Annotated in this window: 19 protein-coding genes; 10 read left to right on the top strand and 9 right to left on the bottom strand. The window is 60.8% G+C overall.

The features are described from left to right. Positions 1–6: 6 nt before the first annotated feature. From J3P93_RS27205 to J3P93_RS27195, 3 genes are all read right to left on the bottom strand, one after another. Positions 7–648 (bottom strand): thiol:disulfide interchange protein DsbA/DsbL, encoded by a 642-nt coding sequence (locus J3P93_RS27205; RefSeq protein WP_434593893.1) that lies wholly within the window; start codon positions 646–648, stop codon positions 7–9. 199 nt (positions 649–847) lie between these two features. Beyond that, a complete protein-coding gene (locus J3P93_RS27200) occupies positions 848–1,459 on the bottom strand; it encodes a c-type cytochrome (RefSeq protein ID WP_434593890.1) in 612 nt (203 codons plus the stop codon). A gap of 30 nt (positions 1,460–1,489) precedes the next feature. Next, positions 1,490–1,795 (bottom strand): c-type cytochrome, encoded by a 306-nt coding sequence (locus J3P93_RS27195; protein ID WP_016772347.1) that lies wholly within the window; start codon positions 1,793–1,795, stop codon positions 1,490–1,492. 191 nt (positions 1,796–1,986) lie between these two features. Between J3P93_RS27195 and yihA the strand changes: the two genes are divergently transcribed. After that, positions 1,987–2,631, top strand: coding sequence for a ribosome biogenesis GTP-binding protein YihA/YsxC (gene yihA / locus J3P93_RS27190; protein WP_056791221.1), 645 nt, complete (start codon positions 1,987–1,989; stop codon positions 2,629–2,631). Between the two features lie 418 nt (positions 2,632–3,049). On the opposite strand, the gene polA is transcribed toward yihA, so the two are convergent. Next, complete coding sequence (polA, locus tag J3P93_RS27185; RefSeq protein WP_434593885.1) at positions 3,050–5,854, bottom strand: DNA polymerase I; 2,805 nt, start codon at positions 5,852–5,854, stop codon at positions 3,050–3,052. 74 nt (positions 5,855–5,928) lie between these two features. Between polA and J3P93_RS27180 the strand changes: the two genes are divergently transcribed. Together J3P93_RS27180 and J3P93_RS27175 are read left to right on the top strand one after the other, a co-directional pair. Continuing rightward, complete coding sequence (locus J3P93_RS27180) at positions 5,929–6,219, top strand: DUF2782 domain-containing protein (protein ID WP_090287949.1); 291 nt, start codon at positions 5,929–5,931, stop codon at positions 6,217–6,219. A gap of 61 nt (positions 6,220–6,280) precedes the next feature. Then, complete coding sequence (locus tag J3P93_RS27175) at positions 6,281–7,234, top strand: homoserine kinase (protein ID WP_434593882.1); 954 nt, start codon at positions 6,281–6,283, stop codon at positions 7,232–7,234. A 127-nt stretch (positions 7,235–7,361) separates the two neighbouring features. Here J3P93_RS27175 and znuA read toward each other — a convergent pair whose 3' ends face one another. After that, complete coding sequence (gene znuA / locus J3P93_RS27170) at positions 7,362–8,282, bottom strand: zinc ABC transporter substrate-binding protein ZnuA (protein ID WP_434593879.1); 921 nt, start codon at positions 8,280–8,282, stop codon at positions 7,362–7,364. Positions 8,283–8,348: 66 nt separating this feature from the next. Between znuA and J3P93_RS27165 the strand changes: the two genes are divergently transcribed. From J3P93_RS27165 to J3P93_RS27150, 4 genes are read left to right on the top strand one after another with little or no spacing between them, the layout of a single operon-like run. After that, positions 8,349–8,831, top strand: a complete 483-nt coding sequence (locus tag J3P93_RS27165) for a Fur family transcriptional regulator (RefSeq protein WP_090287953.1) — start codon at positions 8,349–8,351, stop codon at positions 8,829–8,831. Further along, positions 8,831–9,616 carry a zinc ABC transporter ATP-binding protein ZnuC gene (gene znuC, locus J3P93_RS27160; RefSeq protein WP_434593875.1) on the top strand — a complete coding sequence of 262 codons (786 nt, stop codon included), beginning with the start codon at positions 8,831–8,833 and terminating at the stop codon, positions 9,614–9,616. Before J3P93_RS27165 ends, znuC begins: the two co-directional genes overlap by 1 nt. Then, entirely contained in the window at positions 9,609–10,397 is a 789-nt protein-coding gene (znuB, locus tag J3P93_RS27155) for a zinc ABC transporter permease subunit ZnuB (RefSeq protein WP_434593873.1), read from the top strand. Before znuC ends, znuB begins: the two co-directional genes overlap by 8 nt. 37 nt (positions 10,398–10,434) lie before the next feature. Further along, the gene (locus tag J3P93_RS27150) at positions 10,435–11,148 is read left to right on the top strand and encodes a PA5502 family lipoprotein (RefSeq protein ID WP_434593871.1); all 714 of its coding nucleotides are present in this window, start codon (positions 10,435–10,437) and stop codon (positions 11,146–11,148) included. Positions 11,149–11,241: 93 nt separating this feature from the next. Here J3P93_RS27150 and katE read toward each other — a convergent pair whose 3' ends face one another. Next, complete coding sequence (gene katE, locus J3P93_RS27145; RefSeq protein ID WP_434593868.1) at positions 11,242–13,383, bottom strand: catalase HPII; 2,142 nt, start codon at positions 13,381–13,383, stop codon at positions 11,242–11,244. A gap of 262 nt (positions 13,384–13,645) precedes the next feature. Between katE and J3P93_RS27140 the strand changes: the two genes are divergently transcribed. The 3 genes from J3P93_RS27140 (at position 13,646) to J3P93_RS27130 (ending at position 16,164) form a co-directional block, all read left to right on the top strand. Then, positions 13,646–14,653: a methionine ABC transporter ATP-binding protein gene (locus J3P93_RS27140; RefSeq protein WP_203420185.1), complete on the top strand. Its 1,008-nt coding sequence runs from the start codon at positions 13,646–13,648 to the stop codon at positions 14,651–14,653. Beyond that, positions 14,653–15,327 (top strand): methionine ABC transporter permease, encoded by a 675-nt coding sequence (locus J3P93_RS27135; protein WP_434593864.1) that lies wholly within the window; start codon positions 14,653–14,655, stop codon positions 15,325–15,327. The genes J3P93_RS27140 and J3P93_RS27135 overlap by 1 nt, the downstream gene beginning before the upstream one ends. A 66-nt stretch (positions 15,328–15,393) precedes the next feature. Next, positions 15,394–16,164 (top strand): MetQ/NlpA family ABC transporter substrate-binding protein, encoded by a 771-nt coding sequence (locus J3P93_RS27130; protein WP_434593861.1) that lies wholly within the window; start codon positions 15,394–15,396, stop codon positions 16,162–16,164. Between the two features lie 294 nt (positions 16,165–16,458). On the opposite strand, the gene J3P93_RS27125 is transcribed toward J3P93_RS27130, so the two are convergent. The 3 genes from J3P93_RS27125 to J3P93_RS27115 are packed head-to-tail and all read right to left on the bottom strand — an operon-like array spanning position 16,459 to position 19,057. Continuing rightward, positions 16,459–17,094: an SCO family protein gene (locus J3P93_RS27125; protein ID WP_434593858.1), complete on the bottom strand. Its 636-nt coding sequence runs from the start codon at positions 17,092–17,094 to the stop codon at positions 16,459–16,461. Further along, the gene (gene cyoE / locus J3P93_RS27120; RefSeq protein ID WP_434593855.1) at positions 17,091–17,990 is read right to left on the bottom strand and encodes a heme o synthase; all 900 of its coding nucleotides are present in this window, start codon (positions 17,988–17,990) and stop codon (positions 17,091–17,093) included. Before cyoE ends, J3P93_RS27125 begins: the two co-directional genes overlap by 4 nt. Continuing rightward, positions 17,978–19,057 carry a COX15/CtaA family protein gene (locus J3P93_RS27115; protein WP_434593852.1) on the bottom strand — a complete coding sequence of 360 codons (1,080 nt, stop codon included), beginning with the start codon at positions 19,055–19,057 and terminating at the stop codon, positions 17,978–17,980. The genes cyoE and J3P93_RS27115 overlap by 13 nt, the downstream gene beginning before the upstream one ends. Between the last annotated feature and the right edge of the window lie 9 nt (positions 19,058–19,066).

The following is a 19,066-nucleotide window of genomic DNA, read 5'->3' as shown; positions in this document are numbered from 1 at the left end:
CCGCGCTTAGTTGGCAGCCGCCTTGGTCGCCGCTCGCTCTTTGGCGACCAGATCGTCAGCCAGTTTCAGCGCTTGTTCGGCACCACCGGCCGAGCCGATGTCGAAACGGTATTTGCCGTTGACGATCATAGTCGGAACGCCAGTGATTTCGTACTTCTTGGCCAGTTCACGAGCCTTGACGATCTGGCCTTTGATGGCGAACGAATCGAAGGTGGCCAGAAACTTGTCCTTGTCCACGCCTTGCGTGGCGAGGAAGTCAGCCATGTCGTTCTTGTCGGTCAGCTTCTTGTGTTCTTTCTGGATCGCGTTGAACACCGCCGCATGAACCTTGTGCTCGACACCCATGGCTTCGAGGGTCAGGAACATCTGGCCGTGAGCGTCCCAAGGGCCGCCGAACATCGCCGGGATACGCACGAAGTTGACATCGGAAGGCAGTTTTTCAACCCAGGGATTGATCACCGGCTCGAACGCGTAGCAGTGCGGGCAGCCATACCAGAACAGCTCGACCACTTCGATCTTGCCAGGCTCTGCAACCGGAACCGGATTCTCCAATACCGTGTAAGGGGCGGCAGGGGTTTCAGCGGCCTGGGCGGTGACGCCGAACAGGCTGGCAGCGACAAGGGCGGCGCTGATGATCAGATTACGCATGCTTTACTCCTGAACAATTTGGGTCGCCTCGCTCGACCTGTTTTCAGACAGGTCCTGGCGGGCATGAGTGCTGTAGTGTAACGGCAGCGGCCACAAAAAAGGGCGGCCAAAGCCACCCTTTTTATACTTGCTGCGACGGATTAATCGAGCGTTAACGTTGCCGCAGATGCGCGCCTCGCTCAACGCTCGAAACCAGGCCTCAGTGCAGGCCCTGGATGTAGCTGGAAACAGCCGCGATGTCTTCGTCGCTCAGCTTGCGGGCGATGGTGCGCATGGTCATCGCGTCACCGTCGTTGGCCCGGCCGCCGTCTTCCTTGCGGAAGTCGGTCAGCTGCTTGGCAATGTATTGCGCGTGCTGGCCGCCCAGATGCGGGAAACCGGCGGCGGCGTTGCCAGAACCGTTCGGCGAGTGGCAGCCGGTGCAGGCCGGCAAGCCTTTGTCCAGATTGCCGCCACGGAACAGCCCTTCACCGCGCGCGACGATCTTCGGATCGGCGGCGCCGACGCTGCCTTTCTGGCTGGCGAAGTACGCCGCGAGGTCAGCCAGGTCCTGATCATTGAGGTTGGTCAGCAAACCGGTCATTTCCAGCACGACCCGCTTGCCATCCTTGATGTCTTTCAGTTGCTTGGTCAGGTAGCGTTCGCCTTGCCCGGCCAGCTTCGGAAAGTTGGGTGCCATGCTGTTGCCGTCCGGGCCATGGCAGGCTCCGCATACGGCCGCTTTTGCCTGGCCTGCTGCGGCATCGCCGGCAGCATGGGCGAAGCCTGAAATTCCCACGGTCAACAGCAGACTCACGATCAGTTTGTTCATCAGCTAATCCAACTACGGCTAAGGGTTAAGTTATGGACCGGGTTTACTCTCGCTCATCCACAGGATGATGGCCTGGTAATCCTCGGCACTGCAGTCCATGCACAAACCACGCGGCGGCATCGCCTTGAAACCCTGGGTCACGTGTTGCACCAGCGTCCCCATACCTTTCGCCAACCTCGGCGTCCAAGCTTCCTGATCGCCTCTTGCGGGCGCCATGGGTAGTTGGCCGGAATGACAGGCACCACAAACACGGTTGTACACTGCTTCCGGATCCTGTGTAGCCTGTGCGCTGTAAAGCGGCATCAAGACTCCGGCAGCCAGCAGCCATTTCGTCATAAAACGACCTTTTCAGGGTTGAGAGCGATCTGCGTTCTAATGCGCAATCAAGGTTCGTCGCTCTCGTGAACTTCATCCTTCGCTGGGACAAAGCACACACAAAATCTGCGGCATTATATACTGGCGTCACTGAAACGGAAGCGACACCGCGTTCCGCGCCCAATCCCGGCGCCGCCCACATCGGAAATCCCATGCAACTCAAGAATCCCATCCTCGGCCTGTGCCAACAGTCCACGTTCATGCTCAGTGCCGCCAAAGTCGATCAATGCCCTGACGACGAAGGCTTCGAAGTGGCATTTGCCGGTCGTTCAAACGCCGGTAAATCCAGCGCACTGAACACTTTGACCCACGCCAGCCTGGCGCGGACCTCGAAAACCCCGGGTCGCACACAGCTATTGAATTTCTTCAAGCTAGACGATGATCGGCGTCTGGTCGACCTGCCGGGCTACGGTTACGCAAAAGTACCGATCCCGCTCAAGCAACACTGGCAGCGTCACCTGGAGGCTTACCTCGGTGGTCGGGAGAGTTTGAAGGGTCTGATCCTGATGATGGACATCCGCCATCCAATGACCGATTTCGACCTGCTGATGCTCGACTGGGCCGTCGCTGCCGGCATGCCGATGCACATCCTGCTGACCAAGGCCGACAAGCTCACCTACGGCGCGGCAAAAAACACGCTGCTGAAAGTACAGTCGGAAATCCGCAAAGGCTGGGGCGACTCCATCACCATCCAGCTGTTCTCCGCCCCCAAACGCATGGGCCTGGAAGAGGCCTACACCGTCCTGGCCGACTGGATGGAACTGGCAGACAAAAACACCGAGGCCGCTGCCGAGTAAATTCAGAATGGGGAAAAATTGGTTGTAGTGTGGCCAGGCAAGGCAAAAGTAGCGCTAAAACGGCCGGGGGCGCGCTCGGCTTTAGGGGACCTAAATGAGCATTTTTAGCGCTACTTTTAACGCAGCATGGCCGCGCTACAGCCGATTTTTGGCAAAAAAAAGCCCCGGGATTCAGTGGGGAGGTCGAATTCCGGGGTTCAAGTTCCGAACCGCTAGGGCGGGGTTCAGATATCTGCCAACACTTAACACAACATAGGAGCATCGAAGGGCTTCACCAGCCATTCAGTACCTCTGAGTGTTCGGTCGCCAGATTAGTTCAGATTTTTTTCGAAAAGTTTGGAATAGGTTGCAGCGCGTTCAGGTCTAAGCCCGTTTTCAGGGGGTTTGCCGCGACCTCGGTCGCGGCAAGACACGCGCCTCAGTGCGCCTCATCCCAGTTATTGCCCACACCGACTTCAACCAGCAACGGCACATCCAGTGTCGCCGCTTCGCTCATGTGCTGACGAATCTCGGCGCTGACCTGCTCGACCAGATCCTCACGCACCTCCAGCACCAGTTCGTCGTGCACCTGCAGGATGACCCGGGCATCGAGCCCGGACGTCGTCAGCCAGTTGTCCACCGCGACCATGGCTTTCTTGATGATGTCGGCGGCGGTGCCTTGCATCGGCGCGTTGATCGCCGTGCGCTCGGCGGCGGCGCGTTCCTGCGGCTTGTTGGAGTTGATCTCCGGCAAGTACAGGCGACGGCCGAAGAACGTCTCGACGTAGCCCTGATCCGCCGCCTGCGCGCGGGTGCGTTCCATGTACTCGCGAACCCCCGGATAACGGGCGAAGTAGGTTTCGATGTAGGCCTTGGCGGTCTTGGTATCGACGCCAATGTCCTTGCCCAGTTTCTGCGCGCCCATGCCGTAGATCAGACCGAAGTTGATTGCTTTGGCGCTGCGACGCTGGTCGGAACTCACTTCATGCAACTCGACCTTGAACACTTCGGCAGCGGTGGCGGTGTGCACGTCCAGGTTGTTGCGGAAAGCGTTCATCAGGCCTTCGTCGCGCGACAGGTGCGCCATGATCCGCAGTTCGATCTGCGAATAGTCCGCCGCCAGCAATTTGTAGCCTTTCGGTGCGACAAAGGCCTGGCGAATGCGTCGGCCTTCAGCGGTGCGTACCGGAATGTTCTGCAGGTTCGGATCGCTGGAAGACAGGCGACCGGTCGATGCCACGGCTTGATGATACGAGGTATGGATACGCCCGGTGCGCGGGTTGATCTGCTCCGGCAGGCGATCGGTGTAGGTGCTTTTCAGCTTGCTCATCGAACGGTGCTCCATCAGCACCTTCGGCAAGCGGTGATCGTCCTCGGCGAGTTTCGCCAGCACTTCTTCGGCGGTGGACGGCTGGCCTTTGGCGGTCTTCTTCAGCACTGGCAGGCCGAGTTTCTCGTAAAGGATCACGCCTAGCTGTTTCGGCGAACCGAGATTGAATTCTTCACCGGCGATTTCGAACGCTTCGCGCTCCAGCGCGACCATCTTGTTGCCCAGCTCGATGCTCTGGATGCCGAGCAATTCCGCGTCGACGAAGGCGCCCTGACGCTCGATGCGCGCCAGGACCGGCACCAGCGGCATTTCGATATCGGTCAGCACGCTGGCCAGACTCGGAATCGCATTGAGTTTTTCCACCAGCGCCTGATGCAGGCGCAGGGTGATGTCGGCGTCTTCGGCGGCATACGGCCCGGCCTGTTCCAGCGCGATCTGGTCGAAGGTCAGCTGCTTGGCGCCTTTGCCGGCAATGTCCTGGAAGCTCACGGTGGTATGGTCCAGGTATTTCAGCGCGAGGCTGTCCATGTCGTGACGGGTCGCGGTGGAGTTGAGCACGTAGGACTCGAGCATGGTGTCGTAGGCAATCCCGCGCACACTGATGCCTTCGTTCTGATCACCACCGATGGCGCAATTGGCCAGAATGTTCATGTCGAACTTGGCGTGCTGGCCGACTTTCAGCTTCTCCGGATCTTCGAGAATCGGTTTCAGTGCGCGCAACACGCTGTCGCGATCCAGTTGCTCCGGCACGCCGATGTAGGAGTGGGTCAGCGGGATATAGGCGGCTTCGTTGGCCTGTACGGCAAACGACAGGCCGACCAGTTGCGCCTGTTGCGCGTCGATGCCGGTGGTTTCGGTGTCGAAGGCGAACAGCTTGGCGTTGCGCAGTTTTTCCAGCCAGACGTCAAAGCGCGCCTGATCGAGGATGGTTTCGTACGCGGCCTCAGCAGGCGCGGCGGGTGCCTCGGCGGCGGCCGCGCTGAACAGATCATGCGCGGGCGCCGGTTCGGCCGCCGCGCTCAGTTCCAGGCGCTTGGCGTCGCGATCGAGATCGTTCAGCCAGCTCTTGAATTCCAGCAGGGTGTACAGCTCGTACAGCTTGGCTGGGTCTTCCGGGCCCATCTGCAAATCGTCGAGGCCGATATCCAGCGGCACGTCGATCTTGATCGTCGCCAGTTGGTAGGAGAGGAATGCCATCTCCTTGTGCTCTTCGAGCTTGGCCGGCAGGGTCTTGGCGCCGCGAATCGGCAGGCTCGGGACGATGTCGAGGTTGGCGTACAGCTCAGTCAGGCCGCCATTGACCCCGACCAACAGGCCGGACGCGGTTTTCGGGCCGATGCCGGGAACGCCCGGAATGTTGTCGGACGAATCGCCCATCAGCGCCAGATAATCGATGATCTGCTCTGGAGCGACGCCGAATTTCTCCTTCACGCCCTCCACATCCATCGAGCTACCGGACATGGTGTTGACCAAGGTAATGTGGCCGTCGACCAGCTGCGCCATGTCCTTGTCGCCGGTGGAGATGATCACCGGGCGATCCGCCGCCGCGCTGCTGCGGGCGAGGGTGCCGATGACGTCGTCGGCCTCGACGCCGTCCACGCACAGCAGCGGGAAACCGAGGGCGATCACGCTCTGGTGCAGCGGCTCGATCTGCACGCGCATGTCGTCGGGCATGCTCGGGCGGTTGGCCTTGTATTCGGCGTACATCTCATCGCGAAATGTCCCGCCCTTGGCGTCGAACACCACGGCGAACGGGCTGTCCGGGTACTGCTTGCGCAGACTCTTGAGCATGTTCAGCACGCCCTTGACCGCACCGGTCGGCAGGCCTTTGGACGTGGTCAGTGGTGGCAGCGCGTGGAAAGCGCGGTACAGGTAAGACGAACCGTCCACCAGGACGAGGGGGGCTTGGCTCATGAGCAGGATCAACCTTTTCGGCGGGTCCGGGGCTAGAATAGCGGGACCGTTGACGACAAAGGGACAAGGTTATCATGCGTACGTTAAATCGCTTGCTGCTGGTCGGTCTGATTGCTGTCTCACCGTTGGCCGCGATGGCGGCGGATGATGCGCCGGGGGGAGACCCTGAGGTCACCATCCGTACGGACGGCGACAAGACCATTCAGGAATACAGCCGGAATGGCTTCGTCTATGCGATCAAGGTCACACCCAAGAAAGGCAAACCGTATTTCCTGGTGCGCGCCGATGGTTCGGACGCCAATTACATCCGATCTGACCAGCCGGATATGCTGATTCCGTCGTGGGAAATCTTTACCTGGAAGTAAGATTCCCGACTTTTAATCGGCGTCGCCTGACCGCGACGCCTGAACTGAGCAGTTTTTAACCATGTCTGTGTTCACGCCCCTGGCTCGGCCCGAGCTGGAAACCTTTCTCGCCCCTTACGGGCTCGGCCGTCTGCTTGATTTCCAGGGGATCGCCGCCGGCAGCGAAAACACCAATTTCTTCATCAGCCTGGAGCAGGGCGAATTTGTCCTGACCCTGGTCGAGCGCGGGCCGGTGCAGGAGATGCCGTTTTTCATCGACCTGCTCGATGTGCTGCACGAAGCCGATCTGCCGGTGCCTTACGCGCTGCGCACCACGGACGGCGTGGCCTTGCGCGAATTGAAAGGCAAACCGGCATTGCTGCAACCGCGTCTGGCCGGCAAGCACATCAAGGTCGCCAATGCCCAGCATTGCGCGCAGGTCGGCGAGTTGCAGGCACATCTGCACTTGGCGACTCAGGGCGAGCGCATGATCAAGCGCAAGACCGATCGTGGCCTGGACTGGATGCTGGAGGAGGGTGGCGAGTTCCTGTCGCACCTGAGCGGTGAACCGCAAACCCTGCTGCAAAAGGCTCTGGATGAAATCACCGTGCAGAAGGAGCGGATTCTGGCGTTGCCGCGGGCGAACATTCACGCCGATCTGTTTCGCGATAACGCGATGTTCGAAGGCACTCACCTGACCGGGTTGATCGACTTCTACAACGCCTGCTCGGGGCCGATGCTCTACGACGTGGCGATTGCCTTGAATGACTGGTGTTCGAACGAAGACGGCGTGCTCGACGGGCCGCGTGCCCGCGCGTTCCTCGGCGCCTATGCGGCGCTGCGCCCGTTCACCGCGGCGGAAGCCGAGTTGTGGCCGACGATGCTGCGCGTGGCCTGTGTACGGTTCTGGCTGTCGCGGTTGATAGCCGCCGAACAGTTTGCCGGGCAGGATGTGCTGATTCACGACCCGCAGGAATTCGAGCAGCGGTTGGCGCAGCGGCAGCAGGTCAATACACCGTTGCCTTTCGCCCTTTGAATCAATTCTGAAAGCAACCCGAACCTGTGGGAGCGAGCCTGCTCGCGAATGCGGCGGTCCATTCAGCATGAATGTTGACTGACCCAGCGCTTTTGCGAGCAGGCTCGCTCCCACAAGGATTGCGGCGTTAGAGCGATTCCAGGCACCCGGCCAGATCATTCCCCAACTTCTCCAGCATCTGCTCATAACCCTGAGCCGTCGCCGGCGTATAACCACCCAGTGCATCCAGTTCGGCCAGTTTCACCGGCAGGCCGGCGACCAGCGTCTCCGCCAGACGCGGACGCAGCGGTGGTTCGCTGAACACGCAGGTCTTGCCGACTTCCTGCAAACGGGTGCGCATCGCCGCGACGTGCTGGGCGCCCGGCTGCACTTCAGCGGCGACAGCAAAGACCCCGGCGTGCTTCAGGCCGTAGGCGTCTTCGAAATAATCAAACGCCTCGTGAAACACGAAGTAAGGCTTGCCCTCGACACTGGCCAAGCGCTGTTTCAGGCGTTGATCCAAGGCATCCAGACGCTCATCGAATGCCTTGGCATTGTGCTGATAACGCTCGGCATTGGCTGGGTCGGCAGCGCTCAGGTCGGCGGCCATTTTTTCGGCGATCACCCGCGCATTCACCGGTGACAGCCACAGGTGGGCATCCAGCGAGCCGGGGCGATGGTCGTGATCATGGTCGTCGGTTTCTTCGGCGTGGGAATGGTTGTCTTCGGCGAAATGCCGGAGTTTCAGCCCCGGCAGATCCTGCACCGCGACGCTTGGCAGCTTGCGGCCATTGAGTACGCGCGGCAGGAAACCTTCCATGTCCGGGCCAATCCAGTACAACAGATCGACCGACTGCACCTTCCGTACGTCGGACGGGCGCAGTGCATAGTTATGCGGCGAGGCGCCCGGCGGCAGCAGCACTTCGGGAATCGCTACGCCGTCCTGCACGGCTGCGGCGATCAGCTGCAGCGGCTTGATGCTGGTGAGCACTTTGACCTCGGCCTGAGCCGGACCGATCAGCAGGAAACTGGCGATAAAAGCCACAAAGACAGAAAAAATTCGGGACACGATGACCACTCTAGGAGGCGAGAACGGGTAACATAATAACGTCTCTATCAAAACTCGTCGCCGCCCATGCCTATTACACCGATTGCCAGCCGTCCCCACGACCACTCACATTGCGTGCACAGCGCTTTGTCCGAGGCCGATACCTTGTGCGCCCAGAAAGGCCTGCGCCTGACTGCCCTGCGCCGGCGGGTGCTGGAACTGGTCTGGCAGAGCCACAAGCCGCTGGGCGCCTACGATATCCTTGCCGTACTCAGCGAGCAGGACGGCCGCCGCGCCGCGCCACCTACCGTGTACCGCGCACTGGATTTCCTCCTGGAAAACGGTCTGGTGCACCGCATCTCTTCGCTCAACGCCTTTGTCGGCTGCGTCCACCCGGAACACGCGCATCAGGGCCAGTTCCTGATTTGCCGGGTGTGCCACGCCGCCATTGAACTTGAACAAAAAGTGATCAGCGACGCGATCATCAACAGCGCCAGGGATGTTGGCTTCATCGTTGAAGCGCAGACCGTCGAAGTGGTCGGCCTGTGCTCCGGTTGCCAGGGGGCTTGATGAGCAACGCGCTGATCCGTCTGGAACAGGTCGCCGTGACATTTGCCGGGCAGACCGTGCTGGACAACATCGAATTGAGCGTCGAGCCGGGGCAGATCGTCACCCTGATCGGGCCCAACGGCGCTGGCAAGACCACGCTGGTGCGCGCCGTGCTCGGCTTGCTCAAACCGGACAGCGGCAGCGTCTGGCGCAAGCCCAGACTGCGCGTTGGCTATATGCCGCAGAAACTGCATGTCGATCCAACCCTGCCGCTCTCGGTGTTGCGCTTTCTGCGTCTGGTGCCGGGGGTTGATCGTCCGCGAGCGTTGGCTGCGTTGAAGGAAGTCGGCGCCGAACATGTGATCGACAGCCCGGTGCAAAGTGTTTCCGGCGGTGAAATGCAGCGCGTATTGCTCGCTCGGGCATTGCTGCGTGAACCGGAACTGCTGGTGCTCGACGAGCCGGTACAAGGCGTCGACGTTGCCGGGCAGGCCGAGCTTTATAGCCTGATCACCCGCCTGCGCGACCGCCATGGCTGCGGTGTGTTGATGGTCTCCCATGATCTGCATCTGGTGATGAGCACCACCGATCAGGTGGTCTGCCTCAATCGTCACGTCTGCTGCTCCGGGCATCCCGAGCAGGTCAGCGGCGATCCGGCGTTCGTCGAGCTGTTCGGCAAGAATGCACCAAGCCTGGCGATCTATCACCACCATCACGACCACGCCCACGACCTGCACGGTTCGGTGGTCAAAGGCCCGGTTTCCGGGCAACCCCATGTTCACGGAGACCACTGCAAGCATGGCTGATTTTCTGTTGTATGCCCTGCTTGCAGGTCTGGCACTGGCGCTGGTGGCAGGCCCGCTGGGTTCGTTCGTGGTGTGGCGGCGCATGGCCTATTTCGGCGATACCCTGTCCCACGCCGCGTTGCTCGGTGTGGCGCTGGGCTTTTTGCTGGATGTCAGCCCGACGGTGGCGGTGACGGTCGGTTGCCTGTTGCTGGCGGTGTTGCTGGTGACCTTGCAGCAGCGTCAGCCGCTGGCCTCCGACACGCTGCTCGGAATTCTTGCGCCGAGCACCCTCTCGCTCGGTCTGGTGGTACTAAGCTTCATGCATGAAGTGCGGATCGACCTGATGGCCTATCTGTTCGGCGACCTGCTGGCGATCAGCCCGACCGATCTGGCGTGGATTCTCGGCGGCACGGCGGCGGTGCTGGTGTTGCTGGTGGCGCTGTGGCGGCCCTTGCTGGCGGTTACCGTGCACGAAGAACTGGCGCGGGTCGAAGGTCTGCCAGTGGCCGGCCTGCGCATGGCGCTGATGCTGTTGATCGCGGTGGTGATTGCGGTGGCGATGAAAATCGTCGGGGTGTTGCTGATTACTTCGCTGCTGATCATCCCGGCGGCTGCGGCACAGCGTCACGCCCGTTCGCCGGAGCAAATGGCGCTGGGCGCGAGCCTGCTGGGCATGGTCGCGGTGTGCGGCGGGCTGGCGCTGTCGTGGTTCAAGGACACCCCGGCGGGGCCGTCAATCGTTGTGACGGCCGCCGCACTGTTTCTGCTGAGTTTTGTTCTGCCCCGTCGAGGGGTGTAGACTTGCTCGCTTTTTGCGCAATTAGAGAGTCGCAGGAATGAAGCCGTTCGCCTCCCGTTATCTGCTCCTTGTCGCATTTTCCGTGCTGCTGGGCGCCTGCCAAAGTACGCCGCCGGTGGCTGAAGTCCCCGACGCGCGGGCTACGGCCATCGCACAGCTGGAGCAAAGCCTGGCCAGCAGCGAACTGGCCACCGCCGAAGACCAGTTGGCCGCTTTGCAGGCCGCAACCCCCAACGATCAGTCCCTTGAGCAATATCAACGGCAACTGGCCGAGGCATACCTGCTGCGCAGCCAGATCGTTCTGCAAAAGGGCGATGTCAACGCCGCCGCGACAGCGTTAAGCCGCGCCCGTGTGCTGATGCCCAAGGCGCCAGCGCTGACCGGCGGCGTCAACGGCGCCATCACCGAAGCGCGCAAGGCCGAGCTGGAAAAAGCCGAAGCGGCGCTGCTGGCTGCCGAAGCCCGGCCGAAAGCCAAAGTGATCGACCCGACCGCGGAAAGCACCACGGTTGCGCTGAACATCCATGATATTCACAAACTGCAGCGGCAACTCGATGCGATCGCCGCCGATGTAGTGAATTACCAGTGTGCCGTGAGTATCCAGGCGCCGCGCACGGCGGATTATCCGTGGCTGGCGACGTTGCTGAGCAAGCGGGTTAAAAAGCTGAATCCGGATTTTGATTTGCAGATCGAGAAGCAGATTTTGCGCACCGTGCCGGCGCAGATGGTCTTAAGCCCGCGCAAGCCATAAAAAGCATCGCGGGCAAGCCCGCTCCCACAGGACAATATGACCCTGTGGGATCGGGCTTGCCCGCGATGGCGTTGTTACTGTCAGCGAAGATTTTTAGGCTGGAACAGCCTTGGCCTTAGGCTCCCGCGCCCAAACCCGATGCTCGCCAATCGCCGCAAAGAACGGCTTGGTCAACGCAGCCACATCCGCACCCTGCAACAACCCGGCATCCGCCTCCAGTTTGAGCAAGTCCTGCAACTGCTTGGCGTCGCCATGCAGCGCGATCGCTTTCAGGTGCTTGTAAGCCTCGAGCAGGTAATGCAACGCCACACCATCAGCGCTCAACGCCTTGATCGACGCCGCGCCACCCGGCACGAACACCGCGTCGAAGGCGATTGATGGCATGCCTTCCATCGACGCGTCCACCGGCAATGCCTTGCCGTCCGCAGTTTTTACCGGCGCCGAAGTCGGGCCGAGCACTTTGGCGTGGGCGCCTTCGGCTTTCAGCGCTTTTTTCATCGCGTCGATGGCTGCGGCGTCTACGCCGTTGGCCGCGAGGATCGCCACTTTGCGCGTCTTGATATCACCCGGCAGCAGGTTGGCCTGGCTCAACGCTGGCGAGCGCTCCAACGAGGTCTTGCGAACCTCGACGGTGCCTTGGGTCGGCGCTGGCAAACCGAGGTTCTCTGCGACGCGCTTGGCCAGGGTCAGGTCGATATTGGCGAGAATTTCGTTCACTTCCCGTGCGCGGATGAACTCGCGCTCGACCTTGCCCAGTTCGAAGCTATAGGCCGCGATGATGTGCTCCTTCTCGTGGTCGCTCATGCTGTTGAAAAACAGCCGCGCCTGAGAAAAGTGGTCGCTGAACGATTCGCTGCGCTGGCGGATCTTGGCGGCGTCGATGCGCTCCGGATAACTTTCGAAGCCACCGTCCTGCGCGGCCGGCGGGGTTTCTTTCGGCCAGCCGCCATCGATCGAGTTCGGCTCATAGGAGGCGCGGCCCTTGTCGATGGTAGTGCGATGCTGCGCGTCACGCTGGCCGTTGTGGAACGGCGCGACCGGGCGGTTGATCGGCAACTCATGAAAATTCGGTCCGCCGAGTCGGCTGATTTGCGTGTCGGTGTAGGAAAACAGCCGGCCTTGCAGCAGCGGGTCGTTGGAAAAATCGATGCCCGGCACGATATGGCCCGGGCAGAACGCGATCTGCTCGACTTCGGCAAAGAAGTTGTCCGGGTTGCGGTTGAGGGTCATTTTGCCCAGCGGCGTGATCGGTACGATTTCTTCGGGGATGATCTTGGTCGGGTCGAGAATGTCGAAATCGAAGGCGTGTTCGTTTTCCTCCTCGACGATTTGTACGCCGAGTTCCCATTCCGGATAGTCGCCCATTTCGATCGACTCCCACAGGTCCCGGCGATGGTAGTCGGTGTCTTTACCAGCCAGCTTCTGTGCCTCGTCCCACACCAGCGAGCAGGTGCCGGCAGTCGGGCGCCAATGGAATTTGACGAAGCGCGATTTGCCCTCGGCGTTGATCAGGCGGAAGGTGTGCACGCCGAAGCCCTGCATGCTGCGCAGGCTTTTCGGGATCGCCCGGTCGGACATCGCCCAGATCACCATGTGCGCCGATTCCGGCACCAGCGAGACGAAGTCCCAGAAGGTGTCGTGAGCCGAGCCGCCGGTAGGAATTTCATTGTGCGGTTCGGGCTTCACCGCGTGGACGAAGTCGGGAAACTTGATTGCGTCCTGAATGAAGAACACCGGCATGTTGTTGCCGACCAGGTCGAAGTTGCCTTCATCGGTGAAAAACTTCACCGCAAACCCTCGTACGTCACGCACGGTATCGCCGGAACCGCGCGGGCCCTGCACCGTGGAAAAGCGCACGAACACCGGGGTTTTCTTGCCCGGGTCCTGCAGGAAACCGGCCTTGGTCAGCGCCGCATGATTCTCGTAGCTCTGGAAGAAACCATGGGCACCGGTGCCGCGGGCGTGGACGATGCGCTCGGGAATGCGCTCATGGTCAAAGTGCGTGATTTTCTCACGCATGATGAAGTCTTCCAGCAGCGACGGCCCGCGTGGCCCGGCTTTTAGAGTGTTCTGGTTATCGGCGATCTTCACCCCCTGATTGGTGCGCAGGGCCTGCCCGGTGGCGTCGGAACGGAATTCTTCCAGGCTCTCGAGCTTGGCGTTGGTGTTGGCGCGATCCGGGGTATCGGTCCCGGCCAGTTCGCTTTTAGCGGGTGCAGGCTTTTTGATGCTCATCAGACGTAAACTCCTCGTTTGGCCCCGGATGCCTTCCGCAGACCCTTGAGTGATTCCCGGGCACGGCACCCAGGGTTTCAAGTCGCTTACTTAGTGACTTGCGAGCGTTTCAGCCGTTCCGTTTATCTGACCTTTGATCGTGTTATTGCCAAATCGAAGGTTAATTGCGAAATAAATGCTAAGAACCTCTATACGGACAGGCTAAAATGCGCGCCCGGCTAACCGCTGATCCTTTTCCAACGCGCCCCACAAGGTTCGCTACGTGATCGAGTTTCAAAACGTGCACAAGACTTACCGCGTCGCCGGTAAGGACATCCCCGCGCTGCACCCGACCAGTCTCACCATCGAGAACGGTCAGGTGTTCGGCCTGATTGGCCATTCCGGTGCGGGAAAAAGTACCCTGCTGCGTCTGATCAATCGCCTGGAAGATTCCAGCGGCGGCAAGATCATCGTCGACGGCGAAGAAGTCACCGCGCTGGACGCCAACGGCCTGCGCCGTTTCCGTCAGCAGGTCGGAATGATCTTCCAGCACTTCAACCTGCTGGCGTCGAAGACGGTGGCCGATAACGTCGCGTTGCCGCTGACCCTGGCCGGCGAACTGTCGGCCAGCGACATCGACAAACGCGTCGCCGAATTGCTCGCGCGGGTCGGTCTGTCCGACCACGCGAAGAAGTACCCGGCGCAACTGTCCGGCGGCCAGAAGCAGCGCGTCGGCATTGCCCGCGCTCTGGCGACCAAGCCGAAGATTCTGCTGTGCGACGAGGCCACCAGCGCCCTCGACCCACAGACCACCGCCTCGGTTTTGCAACTGCTGGCGGAGATCAACCGCGAACTGAAACTGACCATCGTCCTGATCACCCACGAGATGGACGTGATTCGCCGTGTCTGCGACCAAGTGGCGGTGATGGACGCCGGCGTTATCGTCGAGCAGGGTTCGGTAGCCGATGTGTTCCTGCATCCGCAGCACCCGACGACCAAGCGTTTCGTTCAGGAAAGCGAGCAGATCGACGAAAGCGAGCAGCGTGACGATTTCGCCCACGTGCCGGGCCGGATCGTGCGTCTGACCTTCCAGGGGGAAGCGACCTACGCGCCGTTGCTCGGAACCGTCGCTCGGGAAACTGGCGTCGACTACAGCATTCTGGCCGGTCGCATCGACCGCATCAAAGACATTCCGTACGGGCAATTGACCCTCGCCGTCACCGGTGGCGACATGGAAGCGGCCTTTGCCCGCTTCACCGCCGCTGACGTTCACATGGAGGTATTGCGCTAATGGAAGACCTGATCAGTTTCTTCACCAATATCGACTGGTACGAAATCTGGCTGGCCACCGGCGACACGATGCTGATGCTCGGCGGTTCGCTGTTGTTCACCGTGCTGCTCGGCTTGCCGCTGGGTGTGCTGCTGTTTCTTTGCAGCCCGCGTCAGTTACTGGAAAACCGAGGCCTGTACGCAATCATGTCGCTGGCGGTGAACATCCTGCGTTCTCTGCCATTCATCATCCTTTTGATCGTGATGATCCCGTTCACCGTACTGATTACTGGCACGTCGTTGGGCGTGGCCGGTGCGATTCCGCCACTGGTGGTCGGTGCCACGCCGTTCTTCGCGCGACTGGTGGAAACCGCGCTGCGTGAGGTCGATCGCGGCATCATCGAAGCGACCCAGTCGATGGGTGCGACCACGCGGCAGATCATCATCAATGCCTTGCTGCCGGAAGCACGCCCGGGCATCTTCGCGGCGATTACGGTGACAGCGATTACACTGGTGTCCTACACGGCGATGGCCGGTGTAGTTGGCGCAGGTGGGCTGGGTGACCTGGCGATCCGGTTCGGTTACCAGCGGTTCCAGACCGACGTGATGATCGTCACCGTGGTGCTGCTGCTGATTCTGGTGCAGGTGTTGCAAATGGTTGGCGATCGACTGGTCGTGCATTTCTCGCGCAAATAAGCGGTTTTTTAATCAAGAGAGGCGCGGGCCATTCGCTGGCGAGCGCCATCACAAGGAGTTCGCTGAATGAAAAAACTGATCGCTGCTTTTGCTGCCGTTGCAGCATTCTCGGCCCAAGCCGAAACCCTGACCGTGGCCGCCACCCCGGTGCCGCACGCGGAAATCCTCGAGTTCGTCAAACCGACGCTGGCCAAAGAAGGCGTGGATCTCAAGGTCAAAGTCTTCACCGACTACATTCAGCCAAACGTGCAGGTGGCGGAAAAGCGTCTGGACGCGAACTTCTTCCAGCACCAGCCGTACCTCGATGAATTCAACAAGGCCAAGGGCACCAGCCTGGTTGCCGTCACCGGTGTGCACCTGGAGCCGCTGGGCGCCTATTCGAGCAAATACAAGAAAATTGAAGAGTTGCCAGGCGGCGCCAACGTGGTCATCCCGAACGACGCCACCAACGGCGGCCGTGCGCTGTTGCTGCTGGCAAAGGCCGGTGTGATCACTTTGAAGGATCCGACCAACATCCTGTCGACCATCAAGGACATCGCGCAGAACCCGAAAGACCTGAAATTCCGTGAACTGGAAGCAGCGACCATTCCGCGCGTGCTGACCCAGGTCGATCTGGCGCTGATCAACACCAACTACGCGCTGGAAGCCAAGCTCGATCCGTCCAAGGATGCGCTGGTGATTGAAGGTAACGACTCGCCGTACGTGAACATCCTCGTGTCCCGAGCGGACAACAAGGACAGCGACGCGATGAAGAAACTGGCGGCTGCGCTGCACAGCCCGGAGGTGAAGCAGTTCATCACCGAGAAGTACAAGGGTGCGGTGTTGCCGGCGTTCTGATTCCGGTAGTTACATGAAAAAGGGGACGCCATGAGCGTCCCCTTTTTTGTGTCTGGTGTTTGGCTGTGGATCTGCGGTGAAGCTTACCCTCATCGGAACGCCGCCCGCCCAGCCCTCTCCCGGAGGGAGAGGGGGCCGACCGAGGTGTCTTGCGCTATGCATCGACTTGAAAGATCTTGGCGATTATGGATTCAAAGCAGCACGTTCAATTCGGCGTAACTTCTGAATATCCCCCATTCAGTCCCCTCTCCCTCCGGGAGAGGGCTAGGGTGAGGGGATTTTGATCTTGGGCGATTAATTGCCGTTGAGCATCACCGGCAACTGCGCAACCAGCTTGGCATTGTTCAACGGCGCCCGGATAAACCCGCGCTGCTTGCCATCCGGGCCGATCACCGCGAGGTTGCCGCTGTGATCCACCGTGTAATTCGGTTTGCTGGTGTCGGCCGGTATAAACGGAATGCTCACCGCATTCGCAACCTTCTGCAGCTCTTCAATCGACGCCGGCGTCAGGCCAATGAACTGCGGATCGAAATAACCCAGGTACTGCTTCAACTGCTTTGGCGTATCGCGGTTCGGGTCAACGCTGACCAAGACAATCTGCAATTTATCCACCGCATCCTTGGGCAATTCGCTCTTGATCTGGCGCAGTTGCGCGAGTGTGGTCGGGCAGATGTCCGGGCAGAAGGTGTAGCCGAAAAACAACAGACTCCATTTGCCTTGCAGTTCATCGATGGCCAGCGGTTTGCCGTCCTGATCGGTCATCGTCACGTCCGGGAGGGTGCGGCTCTGCGGCAGCAGAATGATTCCGGCGTCGATCAGCGCGGTCGGGTCGCCCTGGCCTTTGCCGCTCAGCACTTTGTTGACGGTCAGGCCCAGGATCAGCGCGATCACGGCGACGAGGATGAAAACGGTTTTCTGGGTTCGGGTCATAGGTTCAACAGTAAGTAGTGGTCTACGAGCAGGGCGATGAACAACAGGAACAAGTAATAAATAGAGTACTTGAAGGTGTTGATCGCCGCGTGCGGCCGAGTGCCACGGTACAGCACCACGGCCCATTGCAGAAACCTCGCGCCGAGGGCGAGGGCGCAGATCAGGTAGAGCATGCCGCTCATGTGAATCACGTACGGCAGCAGACTCACCGCCAGCAGCGCGAAGGTGTACAGCAGGATGTGCACTTTGGTGTAGTGCTCGCCGTGGGTCACCGGCAGCATTGGAATGTCGGCTTTGGCGTATTCCTCCTTGCGGTGGATGGCCAGCGCCCAGAAATGCGGCGGGGTCCAGGCGAAGATGATCAACACCAGCAGCAGCGGTTCGGCGCTGACATGGCCGGTAGCGGCGGTCCAGCCGAGCAACGGCGGTGCCGCGCCGGCGAGGCCGCCGATGACGATGTTCTGCGGTGTCGCACGTTTGAGGAAACCGGTGTAGATCACCGCGTAACCGAGCAGCGAGGCGAGGGTCAGCCACGCCGTCAGCGGGTTGGTGAAGGCCAGCAACAAGGCCTGGCCGAGCAGCGCCAGCACCAGCGCAAAGGTCAGCGCTGCCGCTGGTGAAACCCGGCCCTCGGCCAAGGGTCGCTTGTGCGTCCGCGCCATCACCGCATCGATGCGCCGATCGACCACATGATTGACCGCCGCCGCGCCGCCCGCGCACAGCGCAATACCGAGATTGCCAAACACCAGCACCGTCCACGGCACGCCGGCGCGGGTGGCGAGGAACATGCCGACCAGCGAGGTGATCAGCATCAGCACCACGACTTTCGGTTTGGTCAGCTCGAGATAATCGCGCCACAGCGCTTGCGTCGCGCGCGCGCCGATCAGACTCGCCATGGCGTTTCTCCTTTCAATGCAATGGGCCCGACAGCATGTTTACGCGGGCTCAGGTGCCAGCGTGCGAGCGCCGGTCGGGTGACCCGGACGAGGCGGGTGCGTGCGTGATAATTGACCAAAACCATGCTCAGTAACAGCGCCGCGCCCCCGATGTTGTGCGCGACCGCCACCGCGAGCGGCAGGTGGAACAGCACGTTACTGATGCCGAGGGTGATCTGTGCGCCTAGAGCCACCAGCACCAGAGTGGCCAGTCGCGTCATGCCCACCACTTTCAATTGCCAGGCCAGACCGAGCAGCACAACGGTTACCAGCAGCGCGCCGATGCGATGGGTCAGGTGAATCGCGGTGCGCGCATCGCTATCGAGTTGCCCGCCCAGATAATTCGGGCCGATGTGTTGAGTCAGGTGAAAGCCATTGGCGAAATCCGCCGGCGGCAGCCATTGCCCGTGGCAGGTCGGGAAGTCGATGCACGCCACCGCGGCGTAGTTGGAACTGACCCAACCGCCCAGCGCAATCTGTCCGATCACCAGTAACAGTCCGGCCGTGGCCCAATATTGCAAGCGTCTGGGCACGCTCAGCGCCGGCAGTACCCCAGACAAACGCAGCGTCAGCAGAAACAGCAGGCTCAAGGTCGCGAAGCCACCGAGCAAATGCCCCGTGACCACTTGCGGCCAGAGCTTGAGCGTTACCGTCCACATGCCGAACGCCGCTTGCGCAAACACCACCGCCAGCAGAAACAACGGCAGCTTCAACGGCAGCCCCGGATGGCGGCGATTGACCCAGGCGCGCCCGGCCAATACGGCAATCAGCAAACCGAGGGTGCCGGCGAAGTAGCGGTGGATCATCTCGTTCCAGCCCTTGTGCGCTTCCACCGGCGAGTCCGGGTAATGCAGCTCGGCATGGGCCAGTTGCGCCTCGCTTTTCGGCACGCTGATAAAGCCGTAGCAACCCGGCCAGTCGGGGCAGCCGAGGCCGGCGTGGGTCAGGCGCGTGTAGGCGCCGAGCAATACCACAATCAGCGCCAGCAGGGTGGCAAACAGCGCGAGGCGAAATCCAGGTTTGGCCATGACGATGCC

This window comes from Pseudomonas sp. R3-57 (assembly GCF_051132065.1).
Taxonomy (GTDB): domain Bacteria; phylum Pseudomonadota; class Gammaproteobacteria; order Pseudomonadales; family Pseudomonadaceae; genus Aquipseudomonas.
Note: the sequence above shows the minus strand (reverse complement) of the source record. Positions and strands in the feature narration are given on the sequence as shown.

What these genes read in the sequence shown, in the direction of transcription:
- J3P93_RS27205 (WP_434593893.1), bottom strand. Translation starts at nt 648, where the DNA reads ATGCGTAATCTGATCATCAGCGCCGCCCTTGTCGCTGCCAGCCTGTTC.
- J3P93_RS27200 (WP_434593890.1), bottom strand. Translation starts at nt 1,459, where the DNA reads ATGAACAAACTGATCGTGAGTCTGCTGTTGACCGTGGGAATTTCAGGC.
- J3P93_RS27195 (WP_016772347.1), bottom strand. Translation starts at nt 1,795, where the DNA reads ATGACGAAATGGCTGCTGGCTGCCGGAGTCTTGATGCCGCTTTACAGC.
- yihA (WP_056791221.1), top strand. Translation starts at nt 1,987, where the DNA reads ATGCAACTCAAGAATCCCATCCTCGGCCTGTGCCAACAGTCCACGTTC.
- polA (WP_434593885.1), bottom strand. Translation starts at nt 5,854, where the DNA reads ATGAGCCAAGCCCCCCTCGTCCTGGTGGACGGTTCGTCTTACCTGTAC.
- J3P93_RS27180 (WP_090287949.1), top strand. Translation starts at nt 5,929, where the DNA reads ATGCGTACGTTAAATCGCTTGCTGCTGGTCGGTCTGATTGCTGTCTCA.
- J3P93_RS27175 (WP_434593882.1), top strand. Translation starts at nt 6,281, where the DNA reads ATGTCTGTGTTCACGCCCCTGGCTCGGCCCGAGCTGGAAACCTTTCTC.
- J3P93_RS27165 (WP_090287953.1), top strand. Translation starts at nt 8,349, where the DNA reads ATGCCTATTACACCGATTGCCAGCCGTCCCCACGACCACTCACATTGC.
- znuC (WP_434593875.1), top strand. Translation starts at nt 8,831, where the DNA reads ATGAGCAACGCGCTGATCCGTCTGGAACAGGTCGCCGTGACATTTGCC.
- znuB (WP_434593873.1), top strand. Translation starts at nt 9,609, where the DNA reads ATGGCTGATTTTCTGTTGTATGCCCTGCTTGCAGGTCTGGCACTGGCG.
- J3P93_RS27150 (WP_434593871.1), top strand. Translation starts at nt 10,435, where the DNA reads ATGAAGCCGTTCGCCTCCCGTTATCTGCTCCTTGTCGCATTTTCCGTG.
- katE (WP_434593868.1), bottom strand. Translation starts at nt 13,383, where the DNA reads ATGAGCATCAAAAAGCCTGCACCCGCTAAAAGCGAACTGGCCGGGACC.
- J3P93_RS27135 (WP_434593864.1), top strand. Translation starts at nt 14,653, where the DNA reads ATGGAAGACCTGATCAGTTTCTTCACCAATATCGACTGGTACGAAATC.
- J3P93_RS27130 (WP_434593861.1), top strand. Translation starts at nt 15,394, where the DNA reads ATGAAAAAACTGATCGCTGCTTTTGCTGCCGTTGCAGCATTCTCGGCC.
- J3P93_RS27125 (WP_434593858.1), bottom strand. Translation starts at nt 17,094, where the DNA reads ATGACCCGAACCCAGAAAACCGTTTTCATCCTCGTCGCCGTGATCGCG.
- cyoE (WP_434593855.1), bottom strand. Translation starts at nt 17,990, where the DNA reads ATGGCGAGTCTGATCGGCGCGCGCGCGACGCAAGCGCTGTGGCGCGAT.
- J3P93_RS27115 (WP_434593852.1), bottom strand. Translation starts at nt 19,057, where the DNA reads ATGGCCAAACCTGGATTTCGCCTCGCGCTGTTTGCCACCCTGCTGGCG.